Annotated in this window: 20 protein-coding genes and 3 tRNA genes; 15 read left to right on the forward strand and 8 right to left on the reverse strand. The window is 64.3% G+C overall.

Annotated features, from left to right (window positions below):
- The first annotated feature begins 130 nt into the window (after window positions 1-130).
- Together PALO_RS11355 and PALO_RS11360 are read left to right on the forward strand one after the other, a co-directional pair.
- Window positions 131-220, forward strand: a tRNA-Ser gene (locus tag PALO_RS11355).
- A gap of 209 nt (window positions 221-429) precedes the next feature.
- Window positions 430-502: transfer RNA gene (locus PALO_RS11360), tRNA-Arg, on the forward strand.
- A 127-nt stretch (window positions 503-629) separates the two neighbouring features.
- Here the strand turns inward: PALO_RS11360 and PALO_RS11365 are convergent.
- A complete protein-coding gene (locus PALO_RS11365; RefSeq protein WP_004809707.1) occupies window positions 630-839 on the reverse strand; it encodes a PLDc N-terminal domain-containing protein in 210 nt (69 codons plus the stop codon).
- A gap of 56 nt (window positions 840-895) precedes the next feature.
- On the opposite strand from PALO_RS11365, the gene PALO_RS11370 reads away from it, so the two are divergent.
- Both PALO_RS11370 and PALO_RS11375 read left to right on the forward strand, forming a co-directional pair.
- Window positions 896-1,621 carry a glycerophosphodiester phosphodiesterase gene (locus PALO_RS11370; protein WP_015583659.1) on the forward strand — a complete coding sequence of 242 codons (726 nt, stop codon included), beginning with the start codon at window positions 896-898 and terminating at the stop codon, window positions 1,619-1,621.
- A gap of 112 nt (window positions 1,622-1,733) precedes the next feature.
- Window positions 1,734-2,447, forward strand: a complete 714-nt coding sequence (locus PALO_RS11375) for a type 1 glutamine amidotransferase (RefSeq protein WP_015583660.1) — start codon at window positions 1,734-1,736, stop codon at window positions 2,445-2,447.
- A gap of 54 nt (window positions 2,448-2,501) precedes the next feature.
- On the opposite strand, the gene PALO_RS11380 is transcribed toward PALO_RS11375, so the two are convergent.
- Together PALO_RS11380 and PALO_RS11385 are read right to left on the reverse strand one after the other, a co-directional pair.
- The gene (locus PALO_RS11380) at window positions 2,502-4,382 is read right to left on the reverse strand and encodes a potassium transporter Kup (protein WP_041710342.1); all 1,881 of its coding nucleotides are present in this window, start codon (window positions 4,380-4,382) and stop codon (window positions 2,502-2,504) included.
- A gap of 218 nt (window positions 4,383-4,600) precedes the next feature.
- Window positions 4,601-6,496, reverse strand: coding sequence for an alpha-amylase family glycosyl hydrolase (locus PALO_RS11385; RefSeq protein ID WP_015583662.1), 1,896 nt, complete (start codon window positions 6,494-6,496; stop codon window positions 4,601-4,603).
- Window positions 6,497-6,594: 98 nt separating this feature from the next.
- Between PALO_RS11385 and PALO_RS11390 the strand changes: the two genes are divergently transcribed.
- Window positions 6,595-7,116 carry a YbaK/EbsC family protein gene (locus tag PALO_RS11390; RefSeq protein WP_015583663.1) on the forward strand — a complete coding sequence of 174 codons (522 nt, stop codon included), beginning with the start codon at window positions 6,595-6,597 and terminating at the stop codon, window positions 7,114-7,116.
- A 56-nt stretch (window positions 7,117-7,172) separates the two neighbouring features.
- Here PALO_RS11390 and PALO_RS11395 read toward each other — a convergent pair whose 3' ends face one another.
- A complete protein-coding gene (locus PALO_RS11395; protein WP_015583664.1) occupies window positions 7,173-7,916 on the reverse strand; it encodes an HTD2 family dehydratase in 744 nt (247 codons plus the stop codon).
- Window positions 7,913-8,539: a uracil phosphoribosyltransferase gene (upp, locus tag PALO_RS11400; RefSeq protein WP_080634327.1), complete on the reverse strand. Its 627-nt coding sequence runs from the start codon at window positions 8,537-8,539 to the stop codon at window positions 7,913-7,915. The genes PALO_RS11395 and upp overlap by 4 nt, the downstream gene beginning before the upstream one ends.
- 338 nt (window positions 8,540-8,877) lie before the next feature.
- Between upp and PALO_RS11405 the strand changes: the two genes are divergently transcribed.
- The 5 genes from PALO_RS11405 to PALO_RS11425 all read left to right on the forward strand — a co-directional run bounded on the left by PALO_RS11405 (window position 8,878) and on the right by PALO_RS11425 (window position 13,310).
- Window positions 8,878-9,501, forward strand: coding sequence for a tRNA adenosine deaminase-associated protein (locus PALO_RS11405; RefSeq protein WP_041710344.1), 624 nt, complete (start codon window positions 8,878-8,880; stop codon window positions 9,499-9,501).
- Window positions 9,502-9,537: 36 nt separating this feature from the next.
- A complete protein-coding gene (locus PALO_RS11410; RefSeq protein WP_187290361.1) occupies window positions 9,538-9,987 on the forward strand; it encodes a nucleoside deaminase in 450 nt (149 codons plus the stop codon).
- Entirely contained in the window at window positions 9,984-11,411 is a 1,428-nt protein-coding gene (locus PALO_RS11415) for a lipopolysaccharide biosynthesis protein (RefSeq protein WP_041710174.1), read from the forward strand. Before PALO_RS11410 ends, PALO_RS11415 begins: the two co-directional genes overlap by 4 nt.
- Window positions 11,412-11,489: 78 nt before the next feature.
- A tRNA-Ser gene (locus PALO_RS11420) sits at window positions 11,490-11,574 on the forward strand.
- A gap of 233 nt (window positions 11,575-11,807) precedes the next feature.
- Window positions 11,808-13,310: a potassium/proton antiporter gene (locus PALO_RS11425; protein ID WP_015583669.1), complete on the forward strand. Its 1,503-nt coding sequence runs from the start codon at window positions 11,808-11,810 to the stop codon at window positions 13,308-13,310.
- Window positions 13,311-13,443: 133 nt separating this feature from the next.
- Here PALO_RS11425 and PALO_RS11430 read toward each other — a convergent pair whose 3' ends face one another.
- Together PALO_RS11430 and PALO_RS11435 are read right to left on the reverse strand one after the other, a co-directional pair.
- Window positions 13,444-13,998 (reverse strand): LytR C-terminal domain-containing protein, encoded by a 555-nt coding sequence (locus tag PALO_RS11430; protein ID WP_015583670.1) that lies wholly within the window; start codon window positions 13,996-13,998, stop codon window positions 13,444-13,446.
- A gap of 9 nt (window positions 13,999-14,007) precedes the next feature.
- The gene (locus tag PALO_RS11435) at window positions 14,008-14,301 is read right to left on the reverse strand and encodes a type II toxin-antitoxin system VapB family antitoxin (RefSeq protein ID WP_015583671.1); all 294 of its coding nucleotides are present in this window, start codon (window positions 14,299-14,301) and stop codon (window positions 14,008-14,010) included.
- 88 nt (window positions 14,302-14,389) lie between these two features.
- Here PALO_RS11435 and PALO_RS11440 point away from each other — a divergent pair, with 88 nt between their 5' ends.
- Together PALO_RS11440 and PALO_RS11445 are read left to right on the forward strand one after the other, a co-directional pair.
- Complete coding sequence (locus tag PALO_RS11440; RefSeq protein WP_235044065.1) at window positions 14,390-15,643, forward strand: MalY/PatB family protein; 1,254 nt, start codon at window positions 14,390-14,392, stop codon at window positions 15,641-15,643.
- 200 nt (window positions 15,644-15,843) lie between these two features.
- Window positions 15,844-16,722 (forward strand): PRC-barrel domain-containing protein, encoded by an 879-nt coding sequence (locus PALO_RS11445; protein ID WP_015583673.1) that lies wholly within the window; start codon window positions 15,844-15,846, stop codon window positions 16,720-16,722.
- A 110-nt stretch (window positions 16,723-16,832) separates the two neighbouring features.
- Here the strand turns inward: PALO_RS11445 and PALO_RS11450 are convergent, their stop codons facing one another.
- A complete protein-coding gene (locus PALO_RS11450; RefSeq protein WP_015583674.1) occupies window positions 16,833-17,894 on the reverse strand; it encodes a septal ring lytic transglycosylase RlpA family protein in 1,062 nt (353 codons plus the stop codon).
- 293 nt (window positions 17,895-18,187) lie between these two features.
- Here PALO_RS11450 and PALO_RS11455 point away from each other — a divergent pair, with 293 nt between their 5' ends.
- From PALO_RS11455 to PALO_RS11465, 3 genes are all read left to right on the forward strand, one after another.
- Window positions 18,188-19,435, forward strand: a complete 1,248-nt coding sequence (locus PALO_RS11455; RefSeq protein WP_015583675.1) for an alpha/beta fold hydrolase — start codon at window positions 18,188-18,190, stop codon at window positions 19,433-19,435.
- A gap of 344 nt (window positions 19,436-19,779) precedes the next feature.
- Window positions 19,780-20,376, forward strand: coding sequence for a sugar O-acetyltransferase (locus PALO_RS11460; RefSeq protein ID WP_143045239.1), 597 nt, complete (start codon window positions 19,780-19,782; stop codon window positions 20,374-20,376).
- Window positions 20,373-21,098, forward strand: coding sequence for a hypothetical protein (locus tag PALO_RS11465; RefSeq protein WP_015583677.1), 726 nt, complete (start codon window positions 20,373-20,375; stop codon window positions 21,096-21,098). The genes PALO_RS11460 and PALO_RS11465 overlap by 4 nt, the downstream gene beginning before the upstream one ends.
- The last annotated feature ends 16 nt before the right edge of the window (window positions 21,099-21,114 follow it).

Below are 21,114 nucleotides of genomic sequence, written 5' to 3' on the forward strand. Positions count from 1 at the left end.
AAATCGCGACACGCGGGGAGACAGCCGCGAGCGGCTGTTCTTGTCTGAGCCGCCGTGGTGTTGACGCGGATGCGAAAGGGGGCCGGAATTGGAGGGATGGGGGTTGAGACGGTAGGCTGACACGGCACTTGGAGGTGTCGCCTAGTCAGGTCTATGGCGCCCGCCTGCTAAGCGGGTTTGGGAGGTAATCCCATCGCGGGTTCAAATCCCGCCACCTCCGCGGATGCCCGGTGACTCCTTTTTGGAGGGTGCCGGGCGCGGTGCTTTCCTGGAGTGCTACCGCCAGGTGTCCATTGGGGCGCCAGACGGCGGCTCGGGTGCCGATGGCTCTCAGATCCGCTGCTCAAGCGGGTTGGACGGGGTTGGAGGTCCTCAAGTTTGCATTGCAGGATCGAGCGTTGTAACGTTTAGCAACGCGCGCAGCGCTAAGCGCCCGTGGCTCAACGGATAGAGCATCTGACTACGGATCAGAAGGTTGGGGGTTCGAATCCCTCCGGGCGCGCAAGATCGAAACCCTGCCCTCGTGGCGGGGTTTCGTGGTTCTTGGAGGAGTGTGGCAAAGACGCAGGATCAATGCTCTACGGACGTCCGTTGGCACGACGTGTGCACCATGTTCCCTGGTTGGGAACTCAGCTCAACGCCATGTTCTTCCCGGCGATGAACCACACGATCGGCCCGATGATCGGGAAGCAGAAGCACACCACGATCCAGATCAGCTTCCCGGCTCCCGTCAGCATGTCCGAGCTGAGGATTGACAGCAGGGCGAGGATGAACAGTGCGAGTGGGACAGCGACAGCCAGGATGCACAGAATGGTGAACACGATACCGGTCATGACCATGCCATCCAGCGTACTGGCGCAGGCACGCCGGTCAATGCCCGTGGCATCATGACCTCATGACCACCGTGTGGGCCCACCGCGGCTCCAGCATGCAGTTCCCGGAAAACACCCTTCCCGCCTTTCAGAACGCCATCGACCTCGACGCCGACGGCATTGAACTCGACGTCCAACTCACCAGCGACGGCCACGTCGTCGTCTGTCATGACGAAACCGTCGATCGCACCACCGACGGACACGGCCCAATCGTCTCCATGGCCCTTGACCAGGTCCGTTCCCTCAACGCGGCCGCCCACACCGACCATCCACGCGCCCAGGTCCCCCTCCTCGACGAGGTCCTTGACCTGCTCGCCCACACCACCCTCGGCCTCAACATCGAGCTCAAGAACAGCGTCGAGCGCTACCCGAGCCTCATCGAGGCCGTCGCCCGTGCCATCGACGCCCACCACATGGCCGACCGCATCGTCATCTCCTCGTTCAACCACCGCTGCATGGCCGAAGTCGCCGAGCGCACCCACAACCGGGTCGAACGCGCCATCCTCTACGCCGACGACATCGTCGATCCCTGGGACTACGCCCGCCACCTCGACGTCCAGGCCGTCCATCCAGGAGCCCATCTCCTCGCCGACCGCGATGACGTCCCGACGTTCCACGACGCCGGCCTCACGGTGCGCACCTGGACTCTGGACACTCCCGACCACCTGCGTGCTGCCCGGGCCCTCGACGTCGACGCCGTCATCACCAATGACCCGGCAACAGCCCAGCGGGTCCTGGCGGAGGACTGACTTCAACACCAACGCGCCAGAACCGGGGACTCCTCCGACACGTCACGATCCGCACACGGTTCGCAACAGCTCTGACACACGACGGTGACAGAAAATCCGTAGTCTTTCCGTCATGACACGGATCCTGGTCATCGTCCACGAGTCCTCCTGCAACCCCGGCAGGCTCGGACAGCTCTGGCGCGACGCCGGCGCAGACGTCGTCGAGGTCAATGCCTGGGACCACCCGGTGCCACCCACCGTTGACGCCAACGCCCTCGTGGTGCTGGGCGGATCCATGGGCTGCCAGGATGACGTCCAGGCTCCCTGGCTCGCGCCCACCCGAGAACTCATCGTGCGCACCGTCCACGCGGGCATCCCCTTCTTGGGTGTCTGCCTGGGCCACCAGCTCGCCACCGTCGCCCTGGGAGGCCGGGTGTGCACCTCAGACCATCTCTGCCTCGGACCGACTGAGGTGCACCTCACCCCGGACGGGGAGAAGGACCCGTTGCTGTCGGTCTACTCCGGCCACCGTGGCATCCACTTCAACAATGACGTCGCCGTCGTCCTGCCCGAGGACGCCGTGCTGCTTGCCCGCGATCCTTCCGGACAGGTCGAGGCGGTCCGATTCGCCGAACGCGTCTGGGGAGTCCAGTTCCACCCGGAATGCACCCCGGAGATTTTCGACGGCTGGACCATCGGCCACACCGAGAAGGAGTGGAAACAGCGTCTCCCCTGGTCAGAGGCCATCGCAGCTGCCGAGGCGGTGCGTCGCGACGAGGACGTTGTCACCGCCGAGAAGGCCTTCGCGGCGCGGTTCCTGGAACTCATCGCCCCCACGACGGTGTGATTCCCGAGGCCCTCGAGCCCCGGGAATCACACCGTCGTCAGCGCCGCCGGATCGTCACAGATCGACGGCCTCACCCATGACCACTGCACGGGTGCGCGGAATGCGGAACACTCGCGTCCGGTCGGCCTGGTTGCGTGCTAGACCCACGTAGAGCACCTTGCGCCAGGCGGTCATCTTCGCCCCCTGCTTCGGCTCGGAGCGCTTCACGTCGACCAGCGACAGATAATAGATCGCGTCGTCAAGGTGCTCCTTGAGCACCGGGTACTTGTCTGCCGCCAGGGCCAGTGCTTTCGGGACGTCCTGGGAGTCGGCGAATCCGACGTGACAGGCGATGTAGACGATGCCGTCGGTCGGCCTGCCGAGATCGACCTTCTCGATGCGATTGACGTGACGCACGTGTGGGACGTTCTCCACCACCATCGAGATGATGACATTGTGCTCGTGGAGCACATGATTGAACTTGAGGTTGTTCAGCATGGCCAACGGGGTCGTCGCTCGTCCCGGATGCGGGTAGATCGCCAGTCCGGGCACGCGGGTCGGCTCCGTCTCATGGACCCAGTCGAGGAAGTCGTCCAGCGGACCCTCGTCGTTCTGCCGCTGTTTGGCGATGTAGGCGGTACCGCGTCGCCAGGTCGTCATGATGGCGATGATGATGGCCGCGAAGAGTAGCGGAATCCAGCCGCCGGACGCGATCTTCAGCAGGTTGGCGGCGAAGATCGACAGCTCGACGCCACCGACGATGACACCGAAGAGGATGAGAGCCCACATGGGCCAGTGCCACGCCCGGTGGGCCAGCACCAGGAACAGGCTCGTCGTCAGCAAGAAGGTGCCGGTGACGGCCAGGCCATAGGCGGTGGCCAGCTTCGTCGAGGTCTGGAAGATGAGGATGAGCGCCAGCACGCCGACGAAGAGGATCCAGTTGATCTCCGGGATGTAGATCTGGCCGCCCTCGGACTTCGAGGTGTGACGCACGCTCAGACGTGGCAACAGTCCCAGACGGGTCGCCTCTGAGCTCATCGAGAAGGCGCCGGAGATGACGGCCTGGGAGGCGATGACGGTGGCCATCGTGGCAATGACGACGAGCGGGATCGTCGCCCAGCCGGGTGCCAGCCGGAAGAAGGGATTGTCGATCCAGTCGGGATGCTCGAGGATCATCGCTCCCTGCCCCAGGTAGTTGATGAGCAGACACGGCAGCACGACGGCGAACCAAGTCAGTCGGATCGACGGGGCGCCGACGTGACCCATGTCGGCGTAGAGGGCCTCGGCACCCGTGATCGTCAGGACGACAGCGCCCATCGCGATGAAGGCCATTCCGGGTCGCTCGACGGCGAAGAGGATCGCCCAATGCGGGGACAGGGCCGTGATGATGAAGGGCTTGCTGATGATCCACGGGATGCCCAGGGCCGCCAGGGTGAGGAACCAGATACCCATCACCGGCCCGAAGGCCTTGCCGATGACTGCCGTCCCTCGTCTCTGCACGATGAACAGGATCGTCAGGATGACGACCGAGGCGGGCAGAACGATCATCTCGGCGCCCGGATTGGCCACCGTGATGCCTTCCACCGAGCTCATCACCGAGATCGCTGGGGTGATGAGGGAATCTCCGTAGAACAGGCCGGCGCCGATGATGCCGAGCAACATTGCCGTCATGCCAGTGCCCTTGCGGCTGGCCATGAGACGACGCACCAAGGCCATCAGCGCGAGGATACCGCCCTCACCGTCGTTGTCAGCACGCATCACGAAGATGACGTACTTGACGCACACCACCAGCAGGATCGACCAGAAGATCATCGAGATGATCCCCATGACGTCACCGTGGGTGGGTCGAACGGCATGGTTCTCCATCGAGAACATCGTTTGAAGGGAGTAGAGCACCGAGGTTCCGATGTCACCAAAGACGATTCCCAACGCAGCCAGGGCCAGCCCCGGCTTCATGGCTCGGATCGGTTCAGGATCAGTGATCGGCTGGGTGGCCTTGGCCACCGCGTGCCGTCCATGTCTGCGACTCACTCCAGAAAGTATGGACCTCATGGTCTCAACTGCAAGTCGAACAGAGAAGGAAGTTCGGATGTGAGAGGAGCGGGGGAAATCGTCCTGACTTCCCCCGCTCCGGTGGCGCTGTTCTCGTCACACGTGTCGGTACGTCGGCGACCTCAGGCGCGCGACAAGATGACCGCACTGTAAGGCGGCAGAACAAGGGTCGCGGAGGCCGGGTGGCCGTCGTAATCATCCTCGGCTGCGACAAACCACTCGGGAACGTCGACCCCGGCGAAGGCATCCGAGTACACCTTCGCATCGGAATTGAACCTGGTCACCCAGCGGCCGGCGGCCGGCATCCCGATGGTGTACTCACCCCAGGCCTTGGAATCGAGGTTCACCGCCACCACGACGTCGTCGTGCGGGCCACCGTCAGCCCAGCGATGGAAGGCGTAGACGTGGTTGTCCGGGTGCAGGTGCAAGGTTTCGACGTGTTGGCCGGTGAGGCCCTGGGTGTGGCCCTCCTCGTTGAGACGCAGACTGACGAGATCGCGGTACATCCGGAAGATGCCCTTGAACTGAGCGCCCTGATCCCAATGCAGCGGGACGGTGTCGCGGAACCATTCGCCCTCCAGAAGCTCCTGGCCCTGGAAGATCATCGGCAGACCCGGCGAGGTGAGTACCAGGGCCGCTCCCAGGGTGGAGCGCTTCTGGGCGTAGTAGCCGGTCGGATCGTCGTCGTCGACCTCCTGGGGGACGCGGGCCGAACCGTTGGCGACCTCGTCGTGGGACTCGGTGTAGATGACGCGGGAGAAGGCGTCACCGTAGGAGAACTCGACGGCATCGCGCACGGCGTCCATGTCGCGGGCCTCGTCGGAGGCGGCGACGACGGCAGCGCGGATCGGGTGGACGAAATGGTTGTCCCACTGGGCGTGGAAGGCGGCACCGTCGTCCTCGGTCGAGACGACCTTGGGCTCACCGTGCAGGTCCTCGGCGATGGTGATGGCGCGCGGGAACTTCTCGCGGATCTCGGTGTTGATCCAGTGGGTGAGGCTCCAGCCGTCGGGGATGTTCATCTCACCGGCATCGACGCTGCGCATGTACGGGGTCATGTCGTAGCGCAGGCCGTCGGCGTGGAACTCCTCCAGCCACATCATGGCGTTGTCGCGAATGAACTCGCGGACCTCGCCGCGGCCGTAATCGGGGCGGGTGTCGCCCCACGGCGTCGAGGACTTCCAGTCGTTGTAGAAGTAGATGCCGCCCTTGTCGTTCTCACTCCAGCCGTCGAACTGCCACAGGTCGAGGTCCGAGGGGCCGAAGTGGTTGTAGACGACGTCGATGATGACCGCCAGGCCGTGCTTGTGGCAGGTTTTGACGAGGTCGCGCAACTTCTCCGGGCCGCCATAGGCGCTCTCGACGGCGAAGATGTGGGCCGGGTTATAACCCCACGAATAATCCCCGGCGAACTCCATGAGAGGCATCAGCTCGACGGCGTTGACGCCCAGGTGGACGAGGTGGTCGATCTTGTCCTCGACGTCGCCCAGGTCGGCGGGCTTGTCGTCGTCAGGGTCCTTGTCGAAGAAGGTTCCGACGTGCATCTCGTAGATGACGAGCTCGTTCAAGGTCGGGGGAGTGAAGTCGTCACCCTCCCAGTCATAGGCGTCGGGATCGGTGATGATGCCGTTGCCGACCGAGCTCGTCACGTGGCGGGCGTAAGGGTCGATGCGGGAGATCACCTGGTCGCCGTTGATGATGACGAAACGGTACTCGTCGCCCACCGTGGCACCGGCGGCCTGGCCGTACCAGTAGCCGTTGTTCTCGCTGACGAGCTGGAACTTGGTCGAGCGAACCTTATCGGCGTCGTCCTTGTCTCCCCTGGGCTGGGCTGCCCAGTCGTCGAAGGTTCCGGTGACGGCGACGGCCTCGGCGTGCGGGGCCCACACTCGGAACGCGGCACCACCGTCGATGACCGAGGCGCCCATGCCCTTGGCGCGGTCGGCGTAATCGGTGGGGATCGGATCGTTGGCATTCGGGCGGGATTCGCCGGTCGCTTCCTTCGTATCGTCGGTCATCGTTCTCCTCGTCGTCGAAACAACCACGGTCAACGGTATCCGTCCGCGGTGTGAGAGACAGTCCCGGCGTGTGATCGACGGTGACTACGGTGGGTCGCATGTACGACTCCGTTGAACACCTGCCCGCTGCCGATCACCCCGAGCTGCTGGCCGCGACGGTCGCCGGTCGAGCCGCCGAGTTGTCGTCGGCAGTCGTCTTCAGCATTGACCCCGAGATCGCCGACACCGACGCCTTGTGTGAGGCCTTCGGTGAGGGTCCCGAAACGTGTGGCAACTGCGTCATCGTCAAGGGCAAACGCGGTGACGTCGAGAAGTACGTCGCCTGTCTGGCCCTCGCAACGACGAGGGTTGACGTCAACAAGGTGGTGCGCAAGAAGCTCGACGCCCGCAAGGCGTCCTTCGCGCCCATAGACGAGGCCGTCAGCATGTCCGGAATGGAATACGGCGGGATCACCCCAGTGGGCCTGCCCGCTGAGTGGCCGATCTGGATTGACCCGCGCGTCGCCGAGGCCCAGGCCGTGTGCATCGGATCGGGATTGCGCAGCTCAAAGCTCATCGTCAGTGGTGCTGACCTGGTGTCCCTGCCAGGAGCTGAGGTCGTCGAGGGACTGGCGAACTGAGTTCGCTCCCTGCCTCGTGAGACTGCGGCCCAGGAAGTCCGAACGGGGCGCCTGGGTCAGAACTCCTCGAGGGTTGCTGTCGCGGTGACCGTACCGTCGGGGCGACGGACTTGTGCCTCGCCGTCCTCGATGCCGACCGTCAGTCGGGTCGGGGCGGTCACGGAGGCGCGGAAGCGGTAGGAGAACTCCTTCCCGACGTAGGTCTCGCCTGGGAAGGCTTGCGCCATGAGGAGGGCCTGCAGCGGTCCGTGGACGACCAGTCCATCGTGACCGTTGTGACGGCAGAAGTCGCGGTCCCAGTGAATGCGGTAGGGGTTGGCCGTCAGGGCCGAGAAGGTCACCAACAGAGGCTCGGTGGCCAGGAACCCGTCGCCGTCGGTCTGCCCGGCACCCGCGGGTGAGGGATCGGAGGACTGGGTTGGCAGGAAGACGTATTCCTGCTCGTCGACCAGGCAGTCCTGGCCGTCCTGTGCCCAGGTGGATCTCATCGTCACGAAGTGAAGAGGGCCGCGACGCCCCTGCTTGTCGGTGACCGAGGCGACCTCAGTGGTGCGAGTGGTCTCGCGGTTGAGGGCCAACGGGGTCGTGGTGCGCACCCGACCGCCGGCGAACATCCTCGTCATACCCGGTTTCGGGGTGATCGGGGAGCCGATGGTGTACCCGTCCTCGTCGAGGCTGGCGGGGTCGACCGGGTCAAGGAGGAGGACCCAGTGCCAACACGGCGGGACGCCCCTGCTGGGTTCGGGGGAACCCAGCAGGGTCGCCAGACCGCGCAGGTCTTCGGGGCGCAGTTGCGTCATTCGGCCAGGCCGTACAGACGGTCGCCGGCGTCACCGAGGCCGGGGACGATGTATCCGTGCTCGTCGAGGTGGTCGTCGACGCCGGCCACGACGAGGTGGCAGGGGACTTCGAGATCGCTGACGAGCTTGCGGAAGTTCTCGATGCCCTCTGGAGCGGCCAGGATGCACAGACAGGTGATGTGGTCGGCGCCGCGGCGAACCAAGAACTCGACGGTGCCGCCCAGGGAACCGCCGGTGGCCAGCATCGGGTCGAGGACGTAGCACTGACGGCCGGAGAGGTCCTTGGGAAGACGCTCGGCGTAGGTCATCGGCTGGAGGGTCTCCTCGTCACGGGCCATGCCGACGAAGCCGACCTCGGCCGACGGGACGAGGCGCATCATGCCCTCGAGCATCCCCAGGCCAGCGCGCAGGATCGGGACGACGAGCGGCTTGGGGCGGGCCAGGGCGACACCCTCGGTGGTGGTGAGCGGGGTGGTGACGGTGGTCGGCTCGATGCGCACCTCGCGGGTGCCCTCGTAAGCCATGAGGGTGACGAGCTCCTCGACGAGCTGACGGAACACTGGGCTGGGGGTGTCCACTGAGCGCAGCAGGGTCAGCTTGTGGGAGACGAGGGGATGATCCATGACATTGAGTTCCACGAAACCAACCTTCGCACATGACGAGTAACTGGCGGCACTCGGCCACCAGATTCGGGGGCCGAGGAGTGAATGGGTGGGGGATGTGCGGCGCCGGTGTACGGAAGTAGCTGCTGTCGGGGAGCCTGTCGGTAGGGGTGGTGACGTTGCCATGGCCTGATTCGGCCAATACTCGGCGAATTTCGCCGATAACGGCAGGTACAGCACCGTCCACACTGCCTCGACTCCTCCTTCCGTCGAGAAGTTCGCGCTCAAATCGGCCCTGCGACTGTTTCCGCGGCCAGATGTCTGCAACGATGGAGACGTTCGCCCCCAAGGAGGTCGTCATGTCCCGGTTCAGCGATGACGAGTTTGTTCCCGACGATGACGTCGATGACTACGACAATCTCGATGAGTACGACGAGTTGCCCGATGACGAGGACGACTACGACGACGATGATGACGATGACTATGACGACGATGATCTCGAGGACGCCGGCGAGGACGAGATCGACTTCGTCGTAGCTCTCTACAACGATGATGGCGAGCGGACCGCGGTCCCCATGGAGCCGATGCTCGCCAACGATCTCGACGAGCTCATCACCCAGCTGCGCCGTCTCCCTGGCGACGCAGGAGCCGTCGGCATGGTCTCGATCGACCACCAGTTCTATGTCATCGTCCGGGTTCGCGGTCGCAACGTGCAGGTCTTCCTGTCCGACTCCACCCAGGCCAATGACTGGCCGATCGCTCGCGACGTCGCTGACTTCCTGGGCGAGGACATTCCTGACCCCGACGACGACCCCGAGACGATGGGCGATGGCGACATGCTTGCCGACGCCGGAGTGGGTGAGTTCGACATGGAGGCCTTCGCCGAGGCCGACGAGGACTCCGACGAGATCCTGGCCGACATCGCCGCCCGGGTTCACTTCGGACCGCAGTTCGAGCGGGCCGCCAACACCTCGGTGCGCTGATCCGTGGCTGGCCCGATGCCGGGTTGGCGTCAGGCCATGGCCCAGGCTCTCGTCGTGGCACGTCGTGCTGCGCAGTGGGGTGACGTCCCCATTGGTGCGGTGATTCTCGGCCCTGACGGCGAGGTCCTCTCCGAGGCGGGCAATGAGCGCGAGCTCACCGGTGACCCGACCGCTCACGCCGAGGTGCTCGTCATCCGCCGTGCTGCGGAGGTCAGGGACGGGTGGCGTCTGGATGACTGCACCCTCGTCGTCACCGTGGAACCGTGCACCATGTGCGCCGGGACGATCGTCGCCGCGCGGATCCCGAAGGTGGTGTTCGGAGCCTTCGATCCCAAGGCCGGAGCCGTCAGTTCCCTCTTCGACGTCATGCGCGATCCGAGGCTTCCGCACCGTCCCGAAGTGGTCTCCGGTGTCATGGCCGACGAGTCGTCCGCCCTGCTGCGCGAATTCTTCGGCGGTCATCGGGCCTGTACCGTGGATGGGTGACCAACACCCCAACGGAATCGACGCCGTCGGAATCCGGGGAGCAGACGCCTTCCGGAAATACCGCGGCGACCGAGGAGAATCGAGTGCGCTTCCCACGCGCTCACGCCTACATCCAGCGCCATGAGTTTCTCGCCTCGGTGACGAAGGTCATGAGTGGGACTGGCCTGGCTCAGTTGATTGCTGCCCTGGCCACCCTCTACGTCACCCACCACATTGACCCGTCTGACTGGGGTATTTATGGCGCCATCATGGCCGTCTCCCAGTTCGTCATCCCTGCCGCAGCCTTGCGCTACGAAATGGCCATCGTGCTGCCGCGGGACAACTCCGAGGCCAAACGGGTGCTCCGGTTGGCGACGCGGATCAACGCAGTCGTCTCGACGTTGGCGATGCTGTCGATGATTCCCCTGGGCGGATTCCTCAGTGGGCTGCTCGGCAAGCCGCAGGCCCGGTGGTGGTTGTTGGCGGTCGGCCCGATCGTCTTCGCCTACACCCAGGTCAACGTCGTCAATTACTGGGCGAACCGACGCAAACAGTTCGGCATCATCGGCACCAACGCGCTGTGGTGCCAGTCGACGACGGCGGTCGGACGTATCACCTCGTGTGCCATCAATGCCGCCGCCTTCGGTCAGGTCGTCGCGACCTTCCTGGGCAAGTGCTTGGCGCTCAACAACTTTCGACGCCGTTTGGGTCCTGACCTGCGCGCCATCGAGGAATCCGACATGCCGATGCGTGCGGTGATGCGCAAGTATCGGCAGCTCCCTCTGCTGACGGCTCCGAACGCCATTGTCGACGCCATCCGGCAGCAGGGCGTCAACATGATCATCATGGTGAAGTTCTCGACGGCTGGCTACGGTCGATTCAACATCGCCTGGACGTTGATGCAGATGCCGGCGTCGGTCATCAACCAAGCACTGTCCCAGGTGTTCTTCCAGAAGCTGTCGGTCTCCGACGCCGGGAAGTTCTACCAGACCGTCAAGAAGTCGGTGGTGAGGTCGTTCCTCATCGGCATTGTGCCTTTCGGGTTGCTGTATGTGCTCATCCCGCCGGTGTTGCCGTGGCTGTTGGGCGCGAAGTTCCAGCAGTCGGCTGACATTGCGGTGGCTCTGGTGCCGTGGCTGTACGTCAACTTCGTCACGTCGCCGATCTCGAACATGTTCATCGTGACCCGCAACAACGGGATCGCCTTGGTCTTCGCGATCATCTACGCGGTCGTGCCGCTGACTTACCTGAACCTCAGCGACCTCTCGATGGTCGGGACGATCTACCAAATGTCCTTCATCATGGCTGGGTTGTTGGTGTTCTACATCGGGCTGGCACTCGTGGTCGCCAAGAGATTCGACAAGAAGAACACGAAGGTGGACCCGGCGGTCGAGACGGCCGAGGAGGCTGAGGTCAGCAGTGAGGACGAGGACAGCCGCCCCTGACACACTCTGACACCTGATCGTCGTGTCCCTGACACCCGAATTTTGGCCAGAGGTGATGGATTCGCTACCGTTGTTCATGGTGACGTGTCTGAGCGGCCGAAAGTGCCCGCCTCGAAAGCGGGTGTAGCGAGAGCTACCGAGGGTTCAAATCCCTCCGTCACCGCCGAGAAGGTCCCGGGAGCTGAGAGGTTCCCGGGACCTTGTGTTTAGCGGGTTGGGGCATAGTCCGAAAGAGAGACCGCCCCGGTCGGCTTCGGGAGCAACCCACCACCGGAGCAGTACCCTCCGGAGTTCACGACCTTCAACGGACCCTTCTGATGTCCGCTTCTCGCGAGACGGCGTTCCCCATGGTGTCCAGATCCATGACGGACGTCGTCCTGCTGGAATAATGACCTCGTGCAACCCTCTGACCTCGCCCTGTTCATCGGCGCCGTCGTCGTGTTGATGGCCGCCTTCGCGGCCCGGATCGGCACTCGTCTGGGACTGCCTGCTCTGTTGCTGTTCCTCTTGGTCGGTATGTTGCTCGGCCCCATCGGTTTCGGCATTGACTTCAACGACCTAGGTGCCGCACACGCCATCGGTTTCGCTGCCCTCGTGCTCATCCTTGCCGATGGCGGATTATCGACCAACTGGAAAGACATCCGACCGGCCCTGGGCTCAGCGGCCTTGCTGGCGACCGCCGGGATAGGCGTCTCCTTCGGCGTCATGGCTCTGCTGGGCCACTACGCGCTCGGCCTGCACTGGAGCGTTGCAGCCCTTCTCGGCGCGGCCACCGCCCCGACTGACTCTGCTGCCGTGTTCTCTGTGCTTCGAGGGGTCTCCCTGCCCAATCGTCTCAGATCCGTGCTCGAGGCTGAGTCGGGCCTCAACGACGCCCCGACCGTCCTCGTCGTCATCGCACTGACCGGGGTCGCAACCGGGGAGTCGACGATCGGCGTACTCCCTCTTCTTGGATCCATTGCCCTTGAGCTCATCGGTGGTATCTGCGTCGGTCTGGGCGTCGGGTGGGTGGCCGTCAGGATCGGGCGACGCATCAACCTGCCATCCGGAAACCTCTACGCCATCGCTGCGATGGCATGGGCCGTGACCGCCTACGGTGTCGGTGTGTGGATCGGCGTGTCCGGATTCGCCGCGGTCTACGTCGCCTCCGTCATGATTGGCAATGGCGACCTGCCCTATCAGCACACCACCCGATCCTTCTCCGAGGGCATCGGCTGGATCTGTCAGATCGGCTTGTTCGTCATGCTCGGTCTGCTGGCCAATCCCGACCGTCTCACCTGGGCCTCCGTTGGCTCCGGTGTTGCTGCCGGCCTGCTGTTGACCTTTGTCGCGCGCCCCTTGGCAGTCCTTGCCTGTACGACATGGTTCGGGTTCCGCCGCAACGAGCGGTTCTTCCTGTCCTGGGCCGGCCTGCGCGGGGCTGTGCCGATCATTTTGGCGACGATCCCGATGGCGTCCCACATGGAGCGCGCCGACAAGTTCTTCGACGTCATCCTGGTGCTCGTCGTCGTCTTCACCTGTATCCAGGGCCCGACCTTGCCGGGCGCGGCGAAGCTCCTCGGCGTCGTCGATCCGCAGATGGCCAAGGACGTGACGATCGAGGTTGCGCCCCTTGACGAGATCGCTGCCGACCTCCTGCAGGCTGACGTTCCCGAGGGGTCGAGGCTGTCCGGGGTGACGGTCCGCGAGCTGCGGCTGCCGCGTAACTGCGTCGTCTCGCTCATCATCCGTGGCGACCGGTCCTTTGCTCCGCGCGCGGAGACCAAGCTGGAGCAAGGTGACGAGCTGCTCATCGTCGTCCCCCAGGGGCAACGGCGGTACGTTGTCGAGAGGCTGACCGAGATAGGCCGGGGAGGCCGGTTGGCGCGCTGGCACGGGCTGCGCGTCCAGGCCGAGTGACCACACTGACGAAGTCGCTGAGCAAGCTGACCAAAACCGACTGGGCAGGCCAACCAACCCGGCTGACTAAGAAGACGAATGGGAAGGCCACGGACCCAGATGGATCCGTGGCCTTAACGGGGCTGGTTGATGGTCAGGGCTGCTTTTCCCCTGGCGTCGCCAGCATCGATGGGGTCGGTGACGGTGACGGCAGACACACGGGCTCACCAACCTTCACGAACTTCGGTGCATCCGTCTTGAAGTTCGGGTCGCGATCGCCGAGCACTACTTCAACCTCATGATCGACGCGCTTGGGATCCGACTTCAACACTGCTGCCGGGAAGTAGCCGGCAACCAGCTTCACCTCAGGATCCTTGGCGTTGTGGCCGATGACCGTCACCTCCTTGACCATGGGCTCACGGTTGGCCACCGAATCAATGACGAACCCGACGTTGGCAAGCTGCTTCGACACGCTACCCGCCAGGCCACGGGTGTGACCGGAGTTGTACACCGAAACCGTGACGTCCTTCGTTGTCAGCTTGCCCTTGACGTCCTGATTGACGCAAGGGGTGATCGGTGGCGGGGGGACGGGGGCACTGACGGCCTTCCATCCGGCGCGGATGGCCACCGCGATGAGGATGACGAGGGCCAGCAGGGTGATCGGGGTACCTGCCATCCTCAGATAGTGGCGACGTTCATCAGGAGTCATGACGGGGCATCAGTCCAGTTCGAGGACACGGGCATGGAGGGTCTGACGCTGCTGAAGGGCAGCACGAAGCGCGCGGTGCAGGCCGTCCTCAAGGTAGAGGTCGCCATGCCAGGCCACGACGTGGGCGAAGAGGTCCCCGTAGAAGGTGGAGTCGTCCTCGAGAAGGTTCGCCAGGTCAAGGTTGCTCTTCGTCGTGACGAGCTGGTCCAGGCGCACCTGCACGGGTGCCAGCTGGGACCACTGCTTCTGCGTGTACCCGTGGCCAGGGTATGGGCGGGAGTCACCGACACGTTTGAAGATCACATGACGATCCTACAAGCTTCTCGACGGCAATCCCGGCAGACGTGCCCGGTGGTATGTGACAAGCTGAGACGAAAGGGCATGTGGTTGCATGTCACCGACCTGCAGCCACATATCCGGTGAACGGGCGTTGCACCGGGGCAACGCCCCGGTCGAGGACTATGGAAGGACGGCAATGACTGGTTTCGACTTCGACAGCCCCACTGTCGAGTGGTTGCGTTCACGCGGAACGGCCAGGTGGGAAGACGTCGCCGAGGAGGTCATCCCGCTGTGGGTGGCCGAGATGGACTTCCGGGTTGCCCCGCCCATCCAGCAGGCCATCGAGGACATGGTTGCGAAGCACGCCTACGGATATCCGCGCGACAACGGACTGCGGCACTCATGGGCGGCATGGGCGAAGAAGGTCCAGGGCCTGACGGTCGATCCGCTCAAGGTGCGTTATCTGCGCAATGTCCTGTCCGGAGTCCAGCTGGCCATCCGCACCTATAGCGCTCCCGGAAGCCCCGTGATCGTCCCTTCCCCGGCATACATGCCGTTCTGGAAGGTGCCGGGACTGGAAGGACGCGAGATCATCTCGGTGCCGATGGTCGACTCCGACCTGGGCTGGACCCTCGACCTTGACGGCATCGACGCGGCCTTCACCAAGGGTGCCGGGTCGATCATCCTCTGTCAGCCCTACAACCCGCTGGGTCGCGTCTTCACTGCGGACGAGCTGCGCGGACTGGCCGAGGTCGTCGAGCGTCACCACGGGTTCGTCATCTCCGACGAGATCCATGGACCTCTCGTCCCGGTCTGCGAGAAGCGCAAGGCCTCGGTGCCCTACGCCAGCATCAGCGAGCAAGCGGCCGCTCACTCGGTGCTGGTGTCCTCGGCGTCGAAGTCGTTTAACATCCCCGGGCTCATGACGGCCTTCATCTCCCTCTTCACCGATGAGCAGGCCAAGCTGTGGGATCAGAAGGTCCATCCGCTCGACGCCGAAGGGGCCACCACGATCGGCATGGCTGCCAACAAGGCCGCCTTCGACTCCGGTCAGGAATGGTTGGATGCCGCCAACTGCTACATCCATGACAACGCGGTGTGGCTGTCGGAAACCTTGGCCGATCAACTGCCGGGAGTGTCCTACCGGATTCCTGAAGGCACCTACCTGGGCTGGCTCGACTTCTCCGCCTACGAGCTTCCGGCCTCGCCAGGGGAGTGGCTGCTGCGTCACGCCCGTATCCGTCTCAATGACGGTCCCACCTTCGGGCCCGGGGGTGAGGGGCACGCACGTATCAATTTCGCCACCCCACGCTATCTGCTCGAGGAGGCCGTCGACCGGATGGTCAGCGCGATCAACGACCGTTGACTCTCGGACTGCTGATCGTCAGACCATTGGCTTGACGAGCTCTGATCCTCAGGCCAAGGCATGTCGACCCGATCCGGGCAGGTGCTCAGTTCGAGACGCGCCCGGATGCATTGCGCCAGTTGGCGCCTGCACTGTGAAAAGCTGAAGCGAAGAGTGCGTGTATGCGCGTACGTTCCAGCCCCCTAGCGAGAGGTCGATACATGGACATCAGCGCCATGGATCCCAAGGACATCCCCGGACTGTTCGACGCCGAGGTCGTCGGACCGGATGGTGAGAAGGTCGGGACGATCCAGCAGATCTTTGCCGACGAGGTCACCGGTGCCGTGACTTTCGTGACCGTGCTTTCGGAGGGCCACGAACACTTCATTCCGGTACGCGGCGCCGATTACTCCACGAGCCACGTCAGTGTGCCGTTCAACCGCGACATCATCGAGACCGCCCCTGAGGCGTCCGAGGAGGACGATCTCTCGCGTGACCGTGAGGCCGAGGTCTACGGCCACTACGGCATGGAGCCCGCTCGTCGTTCCGGACTGGAGATCGATGATGACGACATCATCATCGCCCAGCCAGGACGCGGTGCCGACAGCGATCCTGACATCGTCGACGCCGCAGAGGTTGACGACGACTCCCCCGAGGAGGTCGGCGAGACCCAGCCCGTCGACGATGACGAGGTCGGCCAGGACACCACCGTCACTCCGGTCATCGTTCCGGCGGCTCCCCGTGACGAGGACAACGTGGGCTCCCCGGTTGCTGAGGATGGCGAGGAGGACGACGAGAACCGTCCTGAGGCGCTCAGCGATGATCACTCCGAGGAACACTCTGATGATGAGGTTCTCCCGGTCGCCGAGCCCGTGCCCGCCATGGGTCTGCCGGCTGGTGCCAAGCTGCGCCGCTACGTCGTCACTGATCTGGTGACCGTGCAGATCCCGGTGCGCCGCGAGGTGGTGTGCTGGGAGGATGCCGAGGGCAATGTCCACGAGCTCGACAAGGTCGAGGCACCGGAGGAGGCCAAGAAGGCCGGAGTTCCCGGACAGGCCACCTGGTGGTTCAACGACGGCCCGGAGGCTCCTGCCGGTTGATTCCTGGGCCAGAGATCTTTGGCCTGGCCTGAGAAGTCTTGAACATGACGTCAGCCCCCGATCCGCAGTGGATCGGGGGCTGACGCTGTCATGATCGATGTCTGGTGAGCTCAGGAGACCTTCTCGTAGGTGACGTCGGCAACGCCAGCGCTGGGCGACGAGATCTGGTTGAAGGCGGCCGGAGTCAGGTCGAGGCAGCGACCGGAGACGTAGGGTCCACGGTCATTGATGCGCACGACGGTAGAGCGTCCGTTGGCCCTGTTGGTCACCTTGAGGCGGGTGCCGAAGGAGTAGGTCTTGGAGGCAGCCGTCATGGCCGAGGAGCTGAAGGGCTCACCGGAGGCGGTCTGCGAATCGGTGTAGAAGGAGGCCCCGCAGCTTCCGGCGACGCCACTGGTGGAGACGTCGGCGGCGCTACGGTCCGAGCGCTCGGAGGAACGGGAGGTGCGCGAGGACTCCTCGGAGTGACGCTGCGTCGGCTCCGGAGCGGCGGCCTTCTTCTGAGCTGCCTTCTCGGTCTCGGCAGCCTTCTCGGCCTCGGCGGCGCGCTTGTAGCTGGCCTTCGAGCGCAGCAGGCTCATGGTGACGGCGTCGGTGACGCCGGTCTGCTTGAGAGCATTGGCCTTCTGGAACACCTTGACGGCGTTGGTGGTGGATGGGCCGTAAGGCAGTCCGACCCACTTGCCCGGGAAGTAGCTGAGGGTCGAAAGGTCGCGCTGAACAGCCTTGGTGCGGGCATTGTGGTCGCCTCGCTGGGCGAAGATGCCGACCGGGCGGGTGACCTTGTTGATGTAGCGGGTGGCGACCCAGGAGGTCTTGCCGCGGTAGTTGACGGGGGTCCAGCCCTGGACGTCCTTGCCAACGATGAGGAGACGGTCGCCGGGGTGGATGAGACCGTGACGCTTGTACGCGGTGCCACGTCCAGAACGAACGTTGAGGTGGGCACGGGACTGCGCGAACTGGGTGGTGTACGGGGTGGCGCGCTTGGCCTGCTTGGTCGGCGCCTTCTTGGTCTGCTGGGTGGGAGCCTTCTCCGCATGGGCCCCAGGGGTACCGGTGGGGGCGGCGTGGGCCTCCTCGGCGATGGTGCCCATGACGACGAGTCCGGCCGCAGCGGTCAGAGCGACGGTGCGCTTGAGAGCCGTCCCGGCGTTGGTCGAGGTGTTGGTCATGTGATGTTCCTTCCGAGCGTTGCCGCAGGTTCAGGGGCTCGTTGAACTGTACGTGTTCCTGAGAGATTCTCAAAATCTGTTCAGTATAGGTGAGTGGGTGTCACCTCGGGGATGCGCTGTTGATGGACCCCCAAATCTACGGGACAAGCCGTGACGATAGTTGCGGAGGATGGAGGAACATCATGGGAAGGCTGAGAAAATACTGAGGGTTCTGGATATGGCAAGCCTCGCGCCGCTGGGCGAGGAGTGACGGAGTCGACTCGGTTGGTGTCCGGGCCTCGTAGGCTGATGCTATGACGTGGAACCGCAACATTCCTGGCCTGCTAACAGATGACATTCGCCTCAGGGTCCCGTTGGACCACAACAACCCCGAGGACCTGCGCACCATCGAGATTTATGCGCGTCTGGTTGCTGCTCCTGACGGCACCGACAAGCCGTACCTCGTCTTTTTGCAGGGCGGCCCGGGGTGTGAGTCTCCGCGGCCGACGCTGAGTGATCCCGGATTCCCGGGCTGGCTGGCCCGGGCCCTGCAGGACTACCAGCTCGTGCTGCTGGACCAGCGCGGCACTGGACTGTCCTCGCCAGTGAGCGAGCCGGTGGGGGATCCGGCCAGCCAGGCGGAGTACCTCACTCACCTGCGTGCCGACGAGATCGTCGAGGACTGCGAGGACATCCGTCGTCACCTCGGTGTTCAGAGATGGGCGGTGCTGGGCCAGTCCTTCGGCGGATTCACCCTGCTGAGGTACCTGTCCACCTACCCGGAGTCGCTGTCGGCGGGTTACTTTACGGGTGGTCTGTCGGCGGTCGGACGTTCTGCTGACGAGGTCTACACCGCCTGTTACGACCAGCTGCGCGCAAAGTCGCTGGAGTACTACAAGCGATTCCCGGAGGATCGGGTGCGGCTCGCAGAGCTCATGGCGCTGGCCGAGAAGGGCGATGTCACCATTCCGAACGGTGACATCGTGACGCCGTCGCGGCTGCGGTCGTTGGGACACCTGCTGGGCGCCTCGGGTGGGGCTGAGAAGCTGCACTACCTGCTGGAGTATCCGCACACCTCACGGTCGTTCCGCCATGATCTTGCCGGGCTGCTGCCTTTTGGCGGACGTAACCCGCTGTACGCCGTCATCCACGAGTCATCCTATGCCGACGGTGTGGTCACCGACTGGTCGGCCGCGCGGATGCTGCCCGAGGACTTCCAGCAGGATCCGACCCTGTTGACCGGTGAGCACGTCATGCCAGAGTGGTTCGACACCGACCAGGAGCTGCGGCCGTGGAAGGAGGTTGCCAATCTCATTGCGAACCATCCGTGGCCGAAGCTGTATGACGCTGACACCCTCCGGGCTGCCGAGGTGCCCTGTGCTGCGGCGGTGTACCACGACGACGCCTATGTGCCGCGCCAGTTTTCCGTCGAAACGGCGGCCTTATTGCCGCAGATGCATGCCTGGGTGACGACTGAGTACGAGCACAACGGGTCGAATGCCTCGGGTGGTGCGGTTCTCGACCGTCTCATCAAGCTCGTCAAGGGAGAGCTCGTCAGGTGAGGCTGCGGGGCGTCCGGGGTACCGGGCGCCCCTTCTTTCCGTGACCTTCATTGTCAGCTGTGCCAGCTGTGTCCCCCCTGTCAAGATCTCTGGCGCAGGGGACACAACTGGTACGGGTGGACGTGGCAGGGGCGGGGATTGGTCCAGGTGGCCCAACTGTGATCCCAGGGGCGCATTCCTCTCGCAGCCTTGCTGCACGGCCTCCACCACACGGAGCTGCCAAAAAACGCTCCGAAAACCCGATGGCAACGTCACCATCCCGGTTTTCTGGCAGCTCCGTGTAGTACTAGCCGGTATTCGAGGTTCAGGGGATGCCTTCATGCTCTCCCGATACCGTTGATCCCATGACTGACCACTTCGCAGGGGACCCCCGCACGAACCGGGAACGGATGCTCGCCGGGGACCTCTACATCGCCGACGACCCGGAGAACTCCCGGATAGCCGACCGCGGGGCCAGGCTGGCTGACGCCTACCACCGGGCCTTCCTCAACGATCCGGACAGCGCCAGTCCCCTGCTGGCCGAACTCCTCGGCGAACTCGGAGAGGATGCCGTCATCAAGCCGCCGCTGTACGTCGACTACGGTGAGAACATCCACTTCGGCGCGCGCAGCTTCGCCAACTACAACCTGACGGCTCTCGACGTCGCCGAGATTCGCATCGGCACCGACTGCCAGATCGGCCCGAACGTCCAGTTGCTGACTCCCACCCACCCCATCGACCCGGACCTGCGTCGGGATCGCCTGGAGGCTGCCAAACCCATCACGATCGGCAACAATGTCTGGCTCGGCGGAGGTGCGATCGTCTGCCCCGGTGTCACCATCGGCGAGGACAGCGTCATCGGAGCCGGAGCGGTCGTCACCAAGGACATCCCGGCCGGATCCATCGCCGTCGGCAATCCGGCGCGCGTCATCGGATCGGTCTATGACAGGAAAGGCGAATGACCATGAACGACATCCCGGAGATCCCGGCCAACTGGTGCGATCCTGACTCCGTCGGCGCTGAGCTCCCGGAGGCCGACGACGTCGAGGCCGACCCGCAATCCGTGCAGATTCCGCCGGCCGAGTCCTTCGAGGTGTTGCGCCGGGCCAGCGAAGAGGAGCTGCGAGCCCAGGAGCGTGGTGAACAGATCGACCCACTCGAGTCCGGACGAGCCGCTATCGCTATCGCCCTCACCCCGCTCTGTCAGCTCGAGGGTGCGATCATGCTCGGTGTCAGCCTGCTCGACGCCGTGGTCAAGCGGGTCGAACAGGTCGACGACGACGCCGTCGAGGTGTACCTGCCCGACTGGCTCTTCGACCACAAGGGGCTCACCTCCGACGAGGTCCCCGGCCTGCTGGTTGAGCGGGTTCGTCGTGACATGGCCGACCCGGTCGTCGTCTCCACCATGGGGGAGGAGGCCGTTGAGCAGCTGCGCAGTGGTTTGTCGGCGATCCTGGCGGCCCAGCAGCACGACGCCGCCGAGTTCTCCCGTCACGTCAACCCGGGCGTCGACCCCGAGTGGATCATCGACGGCTGTCAGGAGATTTGCGTCGCCCTGGCCGCCCACGCCGCGACCATCGGCTGGCAGCGTCCCGAGGTGGATGTCTCCAACGTCTTCGCCACCCTGGACATGGCCGACGATCCCGACCGCGTCCGCACCCTGCTGAGGAAAGCTCGCCGATGACCGGGCCGCTGGCGAC

This window comes from Cutibacterium avidum 44067 (assembly GCF_000367205.1).
Classification (GTDB): domain Bacteria; phylum Actinomycetota; class Actinomycetes; order Propionibacteriales; family Propionibacteriaceae; genus Cutibacterium; species Cutibacterium avidum.